Origin of the sequence: Faecalibacterium sp. Marseille-Q0746, from assembly GCF_017377595.1 — a bacterium.
In the GTDB taxonomy this organism is placed as follows: Bacteria; Bacillota; Clostridia; order Oscillospirales; family Ruminococcaceae; genus Faecalibacterium; species Faecalibacterium duncaniae.
In genome coordinates this window covers 62,556-73,904 of record NZ_JAFREI010000016.1, presented here as the reverse complement: position 1 = coordinate 73,904, position 11,349 = coordinate 62,556, and the positions used below count along the sequence as shown (strand labels likewise).

The following is an 11,349-nucleotide window of genomic DNA, read 5'->3' as shown; positions in this document are numbered from 1 at the left end:
GGGGCACAAGGCCCCGCAGTGCATCTACGACCTCCCGGGCTGTGCGGGCGGGGTAGACCTGCATCGCGTCGCCGCCCGCCTCGGCGGCTTCGGCGGCGTTTTCGGCGGGTACATACAGGCTGCGGATGCCGTCTGCTGCCGCCGCCAGCGCCATGGGCAGCACGCCCGAAACCGGGCGCAGGCTGCCGTCCAGTGCCAGCTCCCCCAGAAAAGCCGCGTCGGCGGGCGGTTCCTCCATCTGGCCGGAGGATGCCAGCACCGCCAGCAGCAGGGGCAGGTCATATACCGGGCCGCTCTTGCGGATGTCCGCCGGGGCAAGGTTGACCGTGATGTGGCGGTCGGGCCATTTGTAGCCCAGATTCTTCACGGCAGAGCGGACACGGTCGCCGCTTTCCCGCACGGCGGAATCCGGCAGGCCCACCAGCGAAAAGGCGGGCAGACCGCCGGAGACATCGGCTTCCACGGCCACGGCAAAGCCGTTCAGGCCGTTTAGACCATAGCTTTTTAGAACGGAATACATGGGGCCTCCTCACGCCGCGTCTGCGGCCCGACGGGGAAATGACCGGGAAAATGCCCGGTCTCGGCAGAATAATCTATTGTCCCAATTATAGTGTCGGGCAGGGGGCTTGTCAATGCGCGGGCACTGCCGCAGGCTCTGCGGACAGCACGAAAGCCCCAAATGATGGAAAAGGCTGAAATCTTTGTAATATTTGTATGATTTGCGGAGGAAAAATTCTTACATAATATGGAATTGACACAGTACCAAGAAAGGGTTTATAGTATAAATAGGTTTGGAAAAACTATCCCTGTGCGAAATACGAATTAAAGGTAAGGTGTGCAATATGTATCTGGATGAGTATAAGCGCTGGCTGGCTGCGGATCTGGAGGACGCGGATCTGAAACCGGAGCTGAGCAAGATCGAGGGCAATGACGAGGAAATCAAGGACCGCTTTGCCGTGGCCCTGAAGTTTGGCACCGCCGGTCTGCGCGGTGTGCTGGGTGCCGGTACCAACCGCATGAACATCTATGTTGTCCGTCAGGCTACCCAGGGTCTGGCAAACTGGGTCAAGACCCAGGGTGGCAGCCAGACTGTCGCCATCAGCTACGACAGCCGCCTGAAGAGCGATGTCTTTGCCAAGACTGCCGCCGGTGTTCTGGCCGCCAACGGCATCAAGGTGCGCATCTATGATGCCCTGATGCCCGTGCCTGCCCTGAGCTTTGCCACCCGCTACTACGAGTGCAATGCCGGTATCATGGTCACCGCTTCCCACAACCCCGCCAAGTACAACGGCTACAAGGCCTACGGCCCGGATGGCTGCCAGATGACCGATGATGCCGCCGCCATCGTCTATGATGAGATCCAGAAGACCGATGTTCTGACCGGCGCAAAGTACATCTCCTTTGCCGAGGGCGTGGAGCAGGGCCTGATCCGCTTTGTGGGCGATGACTGCAAAAAGGCCCTGTACGATGCCATCGAGGCACGTCAGGTGCGCCCCGGCCTGTGCCGGACTGCCGGCCTGAAGCTGGTGTACAGCCCCCTGAACGGTTCCGGTCTGGTGCCCGTGACCCATGTGCTGAACGATATGGGCATCACCGATATCACCATCGTGCCTGAGCAGGAGTACCCCAACGGCTACTTTACCACCTGCTCCTACCCCAACCCTGAGATCTTTGAGGCCCTGAAGCTGGGTCTGGAGCTGGCCACCAAGACCGGTGCTGACCTGATGCTGGCCACCGACCCCGATGCAGACCGCGTGGGCATTGCCATGAAGTGCCCGGACGGCAGCTATGAGCTGGTCTCCGGCAATGAAATGGGCGTTCTGCTGCTGGATTACATCTGCGCCGGACGCATTGAAAAGGGCACCATGCCCGCAAACCCCGTGGCGGTCAAGTCCATCGTTTCCACCCCGCTGGCCGACGCTGTGGCAAAGCACTACGGCGTGGAGATGCGTAATGTCCTGACCGGCTTCAAGTGGATCGGCGATCAGATCGCCAATCTGGAAGCTGCCGGTGAAGTGGACCGCTTCATCTTCGGCTTTGAGGAGAGCTACGGCTACCTGGCCGGCCCCTATGTCCGCGATAAGGATGCCGTTATCGGCTCCATGCTGATCTGCGAGATGGCCGCTTACTACCGCAGCATCGGCTCCTCCATCAAGCAGCGTCTGGAAGAGATCTACGCACAGTACGGCCGCTACCTGAACAAGGTGGACAGCTTTGAGTTCCCCGGCCTGACCGGCATGGAGAAGATGGCTTCCATCATGCAGAAGCTGCGTGACGAGCCCCTGACCGAGATCGGCGGCCACAAGGTCGTCAAGGTCATGGACTACAAGAAGCCCGAGGAGACCGGCCTGCCCGCCGCCAATGTCCTGATCTACACGCTGGAAAATGGCGCGACCGTTGTGGTGCGTCCCTCCGGCACTGAGCCCAAGATCAAGACCTACTTCACCACCCTGGGCAAGACCCTGGAGGAAGCCCAGGCACAGAAGGATGCTCTGGCTGCCGCCATCGAGCCCATCCTGAAGTGATCTCCTGAAAAAAGAAGCGTTTTTGCCCCTCTGCCCTGCCGCAGAGGGGCATTTTTGCTGTATAAAATCGGTTGCAGTTTGCCGGGCGATACGGTATAATAAAACATGGTTTATTCTATCTGTGCCCCGGGTGGCATTTCCCGGGAGAATAAGAGCAGGGCAGGTGCAGAAATTGGAAAAGAAAGTATCAGCCGTTCTGGTGGCGGCAGGGTCCTCCACCCGCATGGGGTTTGACAAGCTCAGCTTTGATCTGGGCGGGGAGACCGTGGTGCAGCGGAGCATCCGCGCCTTTGCGGAGTGTCCGCTGGTCAGCGAGATCGTTCTGGTGGCCGGGAAGAACCGGGAATTTCTGGAACAGCAGGCCGCGGCCTGCACAAAGCCGGTGCAGGTGGTGCAGGGCGGCGCGACCCGTGCCGAGAGCGCGAAGAACGGCGTGCTGGCCGCCCACGGAGAGCTGGTGGCTGTCCATGATGCCGCCCGTCCCTTTGTCAGTCAGGCTGTCATCACGGCGGCGCTGGAAGCAGCCGCTGCCTGCGGTGCTGCCGCCCCCGCCGTGCCGGTAAAGGATACCGTCAAGCGGGCTGTGCGGGGCGACGGCAAGACCGTGCCGGAGCATTGCATGGTCACTGATACCCCTGACCGCAGCACCCTGTATGCGGTGCAGACCCCCCAGTGCTTCGACCGTGCGGCGTATCTGGCCGCGCTGGACGAGCTGGATGCGGAAAAAGCCCGCCTGGTCACCGATGACTGCAGCCTGTTTGAACTGACCGGCCGCCCGGTGCAGCTGACCCAGGGGGATTACGCCAATCTGAAGATCACAACGCGGGAGGATCTGCCCCGCGCCGAACAGAAAGAAGGAAATGATATGCGCATTGGTCATGGTTATGATGTTCACCGTCTGGTCGAGGACCGCAAGCTGATCCTGGGCGGCGTGGAGGTGCCTTTTGAAAAGGGCCTGCTGGGCCACTCGGATGCCGATGTGCTGGCCCACGCCGTGATGGACGCTGTGCTGGGTGCCGCCGCACTGGGCGACATCGGTAAGCACTTCCCGGATACCGACCCCGCCTACGCCGGTGCCGACAGCCTGCAGCTGGCGCAGCATGTGGCACGCATCATGCGGGAGAAGGGCTGGAAGATCGTGAACATCGATTCCACCCTGCTCTGCCAGAAGCCCAAGCTGGCCCCCTACATCCCCGCCATGCGGGAAAATCTGGCCGCAGCCTTCGGGATGCCGGTGGATGCTGTGAGCGTCAAGGCCACCACCGAGGAGCATCTGGGCTTTACCGGCGAGGGCCTGGGCATTGCCGCCCATGCTGTCGCCCTGATCGAGAAGCTGTAACGGGAGAGACACTCTGATGACTCTGAATTCGATCATCGCCAATTTCCAGACCTTCAAGCTGGCCGATCTGCTGGATATCGTCATCATTGCTTTCCTGATCTACCAGCTGCTGGGCATCATCAACCGCACCCGCGCCGGGCAGCTGGCCAAGGGCGCGCTGCTGGTGCTGGCGGTCTATCTGGTGGCCAACGTGCTGAACATGCGCACCGTCACCTGGCTGCTGAACTCGCTGCTGCAGGTCGGCCTGCTGACACTGGTGGTCCTGTTCCAGCCGGAGATCCGCCGCGCATTGGAGCGGATGGGCCAGACCGACCAGTGGGCGGGCAAGCTCTTCAACATCAAGGGACGCTACAATGACCCCAGCTTCAAGGGGGCCTGGCGCAGCGCCATCATTGCCATCTGCGATGCCGCCGAGCGCTTTTCCGAGACCAAGACCGGTGCCCTGATCGTGCTGGAGCGCAACACCAACCTCTCTGAAATCGTGCGCACCGGCACACCCGTGAACAGTGCCGTCAATCTGGAGGTGCTGGGCACCATCTTCTACGAGGGTACCCCCCTGCACGACGGTGCCGCCATCATTGAGAATGGCCGCATCAAGGCGGCGGGCTGTGTGCTGCCCCTGTCCAACAACCTAGATCTGGGCAAAGATATGGGCACCCGCCACCGCGCCTGCCTGGGCATTGCGGAGAATTCGGATGCCATTGCCGTTGTGGTCAGTGAGGAGACCGGCATCATCTCCATGGCAAAGAACGGTGTGCTGATCCGCCACTTTGACCGCCAGACCCTGTACACCCGGCTGGTGGATGAGATGATCCCCAAGGAGACCGCCAGCGAAAAGGCAGCTGCCGACGGCTGGCGCGGCAAGGTCAAGAGCCTGCTGAACTGGATGAACCAGAAAGAGGAGGATGAGCAGCAGTGAGCAGCAATCGTACCAACGGCACAAAGCCTGCCATCCAGCACACCAAGAGCATTCTGGACGACCGCCGCATTCGGCTGCTGCTGGCTATCGTGGGTGCCATTGTGGCATGGATGGTGGTCACCATCGTCGTCCAGCCCGGCACCACCCGCACCATCAACAACGTGCCGGTGGATTTCACCTATGATTCCGCCGCGTACACCTCCCGGGGCCTGAGCATCGTCAGCGCGCCGGAAAAGTACGTCAGCCTGAAGCTCTCGGGCGATGGCTACACCATCGGCAGCCTGACTTCCTCTGATTTCGTGGTCTACCCGGACTGGTCCGGCGTGCGGGACAGCGGCGAAAAGACCCTGCACCTGCAGGTGCGGGGCGTGAACACCCTGCTCAATGGCGTGTCCGTTTCCATTGAGGGCGGCGACAACAGCGTGGACGTGGTGTTTGACGTGGTGGAGGAGAAAACGGTGCCCATCACCGTGACCACCAACTACCTGACCATTGCGGACGGCTATATCCTCTATGGCACCGAGCTCTCCAAGGAGACGGTGACCCTCTCCGGCCCCAGCACCGAGATCGATAAGGTGGAGACCTGCACCGCCGAGGTGACCCACAAGGGGGAGCTCACCGATTCTGTCACGCTGGACACCGCCCTGCGCTTTTATACCAAGAGCGGCAGTGAGGTCAAGTTTGAATACACGAATCTGGAGGAGTCCAGCGTGGAGGTCACGCTGGAGGTCTACAAGATGGCCACCCTGCCCGTGTCGGTCAGCTTTATCAACGCGCCCCGGAATTTTGATCCTTCGGTGCTGGTCTATTCCCTGAGCAAGCAGACCCTGAATGTCGCCGGGCCCGAGAGCCAGATCGAAAAGCTCTCCACCCTGTCTGTTGGCACCATCGATCTTTCCACCTTTGCGCCGAACAAGGTGTATGAGCTGCCCATCGAGCTGCCGGGCAATATCCGCCTGCTGGACAACATTTCCAGCATCACGGTCAGCTTCGACAGCTCCAAGCTCGAGACCAAGACCATGAACCTGCCCGCCAGCTGCGTGCAGGTGGTCAATCTGCCCTCCACCTATACCCTGACCGTGCAGACCGAGCGGCTGATGAATGTGACCCTCTGCGGCCCGGCGGGTCTGCTGGATACGCTGGTGCCCGAGCAGGTGGTCATTGAGATCGATGCGGATGATTTCTATGTGGCCGCAGGGCAGCAGAACATTGCCTGCCGCCTGTATGTGCCCTCCAATGGTAAGATCTTTGCGCTGGGGAGCTATGTCATCCAGTGCAAGATAGAAAGTAACTGAGCTGGCTCACCCTCTCAGTCTCGCTTCGCTCGCCAGCTCTCCCGAAGGGAGAGCCCTTGGCATAAAGATGAAGTTTGCAAATATTGCCAAGGCCTCCCACTTTGGGGGAGGTGGCATTGCGTTAGCAATGACGGAGAGGGTGAGGAGGCTGAAAATAGAAAGCGAAACCTGATAGATGATACTAGTAAGAGATATCCGCCTGCCGCTCTCTGCCGGGGAGCCGCAGGCATTCGAGAAAGCGCTGCATCTGGCGCGCATCCCCCGCAGCAAGGCGGCCCATCTGGGCGTGGCCAGGCTGTCGGTGGATGCCCGCCACGGGCAGCCAAAGCTGGTGTATACCATAGCGGTAACGCTTAAGGACGAGGGTGAGGAATCTGCGTATGCAGGGGCCTCGCCCTGCGTTGCTATCCGCGGCAAAACGGATCTCAGCGTTCAGAACGGCACCCAGCGCCTGCCCCACCGGCCTGTGGTCTGCGGGCTGGGCCCGGCGGGCCTGTTTGCGGCGCTGCTGCTGGCCCGGCAGGGCTACAAGCCCATCGTGCTGGAGCGCGGCCCGGCGCTGAACGAGCGTGTGAAGGCTGTGGAGCACTTCTCTGCCACCGGCGAGCTGGACCCCAACGCCAACATCCAGTTTGGCGAGGGCGGCGCAGGCACCTTTTCGGACGGCAAGCTGACCACCCGCATCGGGGATGAGCTCTGCGGCTTTGTCACCGAGGTATTTCTGCAGCACGGAGCCCCGGCGGAGATCGCCTGGAAGCAGAAGCCCCATGTGGGCACCGACCTGCTCCGGGGCGTTATCACCTCCATCCGCAGGGAGATCGAAACCCTGGGCGGCGAGGTGCACTTCAACACGGCCCTCACCGGTTTTGAGCAGAAGAATGGACGGCTGACCGGCATCTTTACCACCGGCGGGACCTTCCCCTGTGAAGCGCTGGTGTTTGCCGTGGGCCACTCGGCCCGGGATACCTTCGGGATGCTGATGGACAGCGGTCTTGTGCTGGAGTGCAAGCCCTTCAGCGTGGGTTTCCGGGCAGAGCACCTGCAGAGCGAGATCGAGAAGAGCCTGTACCACGAGGCCGCCGGGCATCCGGCCCTGCCGCGCGGAGAGTATCAGCTCTCCCAGCATGTGGGAGACCGGTGCGTGTACACCTTCTGCATGTGCCCCGGCGGTCAGGTGGTGGCTTCGGCCAGCGAGACCGGCCATGTGGTCACCAACGGCATGAGCTACCACGCCCGGGACGGCAAAAACGCCAACGCGGCGGTGGTGGTCAGCGTGGGAGCTGAGGATTTTGCGGGCGACCCGCGCAGGGCCATCGCTTTCCAGCGGGAGCTGGAGGCAAAAGCCTACGCTGCAGGCCGCCGGGGCGGGGCGTATGCGGCCCCGGCTGAGAATGTGCAGAGCTTTCTGGAGGGCAAAGGCCAGCTGAACATCGGCCGGGTGGAGCCTACCTATGACCGGGGCGTTGTGGCTGCGGATCTGGGAGCTTTGCTGCCCGGGGAGCTGGCCGATACCCTGCGGGCGGGCCTGCGCGCCTACGAGCGTAAAATTGCGGGCTACACCGCGCCGGAAGCCATCCTCACGGGCCTTGAGACCCGCACCAGCAGCCCCGTGCGGCTGAAACGGGAGGAGACCTTGGAATCGGCCCAGCTGGCGGGGTTGTACCCCTGCGGCGAGGGGGCCGGATATGCGGGCGGCATTATGAGCGCCGCCGTGGACGGCCTGCGGGTCGCCCGTGCGATCATCGGCCGGTATGCACCGGCAGAAGGGTGAGAAATATTGATGAACCATCGTGAAAACGATACAACACAAGAAAACGAGGGAAAACAGGTGCAGCAGGAGCTGGAAGAGCAGCTGCGCGCCTTTGGCGACACCATGTCCGATGCCTTTGCCCATGGCTTTGAGGGAAAAGGTATGGACATCGGCGACCGGGCCTTTGATGTGGGCAAGGCCGCTGTTCATGCGGCCAATTACGGCATCTCGGAGGCGGGCAAGGCCATGCGGCAGGCCCGGGACAGCTACTACCAGAGCCAGCGGCGGGCCCATGCCAACGGCGGCACGGCAGAGCAGTACGCCGGAATGCCCCAGTGGGCCAGAAATTTCTTTGCATCGCGCCCGGAGCTGACCCCGGTGGAAAAGCTGCGGAAATGCGCCAAGGAGCGTTACAGCTCGGGCGTGGCCCTGCTGGCCGTGGGCATCATCTTTGCGGTGCTTTTCGGGCTGGGGACACTGGGCTGCCTCATCGGGCTGGGCATTATTTCGCCGGCTGCTTTGGGCGACGTTGTGGTGTCGACTGCTGAGGGCGGCGGCATCCTGATGACGGGCACGGACTACGCTATGAACACCGCCTACAATGTGCTTGGCATCGTCAGCAGCGTGTTGGGCCTTGCCACGGCGGGCTTTGGCTGGATGGCGGCCTGCGGCGTTTCCCAGAGGGAAGCGGGCAGGCAGATGGGCCAGCTGGCCGACCTTGCCAACAGCATGGACGGCGGCAAGGGCCTGCCGGTAGAGATGCTGGCCGACCTGACCCACCAGAAAAAGAAAAAAACGCTCAAGCGGCTGAAAAAAAGCATCCGCAAGGGCTGGCTGAATGCATGGCTGGATGAGAAAACGGAGACTGTGTACCTGACGGCGGAGGATTACCGCGCCGCGCAGGAGCGCCCGGAGCCTCAGCCCGCCCCCGCACAGCCTGAGCAGGGGGATACCGCCGAAACGCCCCTCAACCTCGAAACGGCCCGCCGCTTTGCCAAGGTGCTGGAGCAGGAGCAGCAGCTCATGCAGGACGCGCAGGGCCGGGAAGAGCTGGAAACGATGCAAAAGACCACCACCGCCATTTGTGAGTGGCTGGAAGCGCACCCGGAAAGCCTGCCCAAGGCCCGCCGCTTTGCGGAATACTATATCCCCACCACCCTGAAGCTGCTGCACACCTACAACGATGTGCAGGGCCAGCAGGGCGAAAATGCAGAGACTATCCGCCGGGACATCGCGGGCATCCTGCACACCCTGAATCAGGCTTACAGCAACCTGTATGATAACCTGCTTTCTGACGTTGCCATGGATGTTTCCAGCGAGATCGCCGCGCTGCAGGGAATGCTGGCCAATGACGGCCTGACCGGGGAGGGACTGTTATGACGACCTACCGGGCCTGGAACCTGAAGCCGCTGGACCGCTCTGCCCTGAAGGAGCTGACCGCGGCCATTGCCCAGCAGAGCACCGAGGAGCTGGAAAGCCGCGCCATGGAAACGATGGATGGGGAGCCGTGGAGCGAGGAAAAATATCAGATGACGCTGGCCGCCCAGCAGAAAGAGGCGGGCCTGCTGGCAGGCATTCTGGCCGCACGCGGCATCACCGACCCCGCCGAGGCCCTGACCCTGCTGTCGGGTGAGGAAGAGCTGACCGACCCCATGCTCCTGACCGACATGGACAAGGCCTGTGCCCGCATCCTCGATGCCATCGACCGGGAGGAGACCATTGTTGTCTTTGGCGACTACGATGTGGACGGCGTGACCGCCACCGCCCTGCTCTACCAGCACCTCAAGGGAATGGGAGCCAACGTCAAGTGCATGCTGCCCAGCCGCGAAGGCGATGGTTACGGCCTTTCCAAAAATGCCATCCAGTCCATCCACGATAAGGGCTGCCAGCTCATCGTGACGGTGGACAACGGCATCTCCGCGCTGGAAGAAGCTGAGTTTGCGGCTTCACTGGGAGTGGACCTGATCGTCACCGATCACCATCTGCCCCATGATACTCTGCCTAAGGCCGTTGCTGTGGTGGACCCCCGCCGCACCGATGATACCAGCCCCTTCAAGGGCCTGTGCGGCGCAGGTGTGGCTTTCAAGCTCTGTGCCGCGCTGGACGGCTGCCCGCCCGAGGAGATGCTGGATTACTGCGGCGACCTTGCCGCCGTGGGCACCGTGGCAGACGTGATGCCCCTGACCGGCGAGAACCGCACTCTGGTCAAAGCGGGCCTGCACCTGCTGCAGCACTCCGACCGCCCCGGCCTTCTGGCCCTGCTGGATGAGGTGGGGCTGGGCGGCAAGCCCGTGACCGCCGAGAATGTCAGCTATGCCATTGCCCCCCGCATCAACGCGGCGGGCCGGATGGACAGCGCTGTGACCGCCCTGCAGCTGGTGCTGTGTGAGGATGAGGAACGCGCTGCCGAGCTGGCACATAAACTGAACGAGATCAACGCCGCCCGGCAGGAGACCGAGGGCGAGATTGCCAAGGCTGCGCAGGCCCAGTTGGAGGCCGAGCCCGCCATTCTGGAGGACCGGGTCATCCTGATCTGGGGCCGGGACTGGCACCCCGGTGTCATTGGCATCGTGGCATCCCGGCTGGTGGAAAAGACTGGCCGCCCCGTCATCGTGGTGTCCATTGATGAGCACGGCGAGGGCAAGGGCAGCGGCCGCAGTGTGCAGGGCTTCAACCTGCACGCCTGCATTGCCTCCTGTGAGGATCTTCTCCTCCGCTTCGGCGGCCACGCCATGGCGGCGGGCCTTTCGGTACGGGAGGAGAATCTGCCGGAGCTGCGCCGCCGCCTGAACGAGTGGGCCGCCCGGGAATGCCCGGTGCTGGTGACCCCGCCGCTGGAATGCGACCTGTCCATCCATCTCGACCGCATCACCGTGGAATCTGTCCGGCGGCTGGACCAGCTGGCTCCCTACGGTGCCGAGAACCCCGCCCCGGTGTTCCTGCTGGAAAAGGCCGTGGTGGAGGGAGTTTACCCTGTCTCGGAGGGGCGGCACTGCCGCCTGCGCCTGCGGCAGGGCAATGCCTGCATCTATGCGGTCTGGTTCGGGATGCACCCGGAGCAGCTGCCCTATGCCACCGGCGATGTGGTGGACGCGGCCCTGAGCCTCTCGGTTTACGAGGCCGCCCGGGGCGCACAGCTTTCGGGACGCATTCTGGAGCTGCACCCGGCGGGCTTTGGCAACGCCGCCGCTCAGCAGACCGCGCTGGTGCAGGCTTTGCGCCGCGGCAGCCCGCTGACTGCCCAGCAGCGCGCCCTGATCGCACCGGAGCGCAGTGATATCATTACCGTTTACCGGGAACTGCAGGCCCGGCGCTGGCACGCCGAGGATATGCAGCCCCTGTTTGCAAAGCTGGGGGAGGAGCACACCGGCAAAACGCTGGTGGCCCTGACGGCCCTGGAACAGGTGGGCCTGATCGCCGCCGTGGAGCGCGGCGGGGCAAAGTTCTGGGAGCTGGTTCCCACGGCAGGCAAGAAAAACCTGGCCGATGCCCCCATCCTGAAATGTCTGGAGGAGTAAAAA

General features: G+C 62.6%; 8 protein-coding genes. 7 read left to right on the top strand and 1 reads right to left on the bottom strand.

Annotated elements, in window-relative coordinates; translation table 11 throughout:
• On the bottom strand, positions 1 to 520 hold a 520-nt coding region (locus J3351_RS10100; RefSeq protein WP_278251074.1), incomplete at its 3' end, for a magnesium chelatase domain-containing protein.
• 322 nt (positions 521 to 842) lie between these two features.
• Between J3351_RS10100 and J3351_RS10095 the strand changes: the two genes are divergently transcribed.
• The 7 genes from J3351_RS10095 to recJ all read left to right on the top strand — a co-directional run bounded on the left by J3351_RS10095 (position 843) and on the right by recJ (position 11,346).
• Positions 843 to 2,525 carry a phospho-sugar mutase gene (locus J3351_RS10095; protein WP_207697663.1) on the top strand — a complete coding sequence of 561 codons (1,683 nt, stop codon included), beginning with the start codon at positions 843 to 845 and terminating at the stop codon, positions 2,523 to 2,525.
• 172 nt (positions 2,526 to 2,697) lie between these two features.
• Complete coding sequence (gene ispF, locus J3351_RS10090) at positions 2,698 to 3,864, top strand: 2-C-methyl-D-erythritol 2,4-cyclodiphosphate synthase (protein ID WP_207697665.1); 1,167 nt, start codon at positions 2,698 to 2,700, stop codon at positions 3,862 to 3,864.
• Positions 3,865 to 3,880: 16 nt separating this feature from the next.
• The gene (cdaA, locus tag J3351_RS10085; RefSeq protein ID WP_005933418.1) at positions 3,881 to 4,783 is read left to right on the top strand and encodes a diadenylate cyclase CdaA; all 903 of its coding nucleotides are present in this window, start codon (positions 3,881 to 3,883) and stop codon (positions 4,781 to 4,783) included.
• Entirely contained in the window at positions 4,780 to 6,078 is a 1,299-nt protein-coding gene (locus J3351_RS10080) for a YbbR-like domain-containing protein (protein ID WP_207697662.1), read from the top strand. The genes cdaA and J3351_RS10080 overlap by 4 nt, the downstream gene beginning before the upstream one ends.
• Before the next feature lie 175 nt (positions 6,079 to 6,253).
• Positions 6,254 to 7,849, top strand: coding sequence for an NAD(P)/FAD-dependent oxidoreductase (locus J3351_RS10075; protein ID WP_207697661.1), 1,596 nt, complete (start codon positions 6,254 to 6,256; stop codon positions 7,847 to 7,849).
• Positions 7,850 to 7,858: 9 nt separating this feature from the next.
• A complete protein-coding gene (locus J3351_RS10070) occupies positions 7,859 to 9,208 on the top strand; it encodes a 5-bromo-4-chloroindolyl phosphate hydrolysis family protein (protein WP_207697660.1) in 1,350 nt (449 codons plus the stop codon).
• Positions 9,205 to 11,346 (top strand): single-stranded-DNA-specific exonuclease RecJ, encoded by a 2,142-nt coding sequence (gene recJ, locus J3351_RS10065; RefSeq protein ID WP_207697659.1) that lies wholly within the window; start codon positions 9,205 to 9,207, stop codon positions 11,344 to 11,346. Before J3351_RS10070 ends, recJ begins: the two co-directional genes overlap by 4 nt.
• Positions 11,347 to 11,349: the final 3 nt, after the last annotated feature.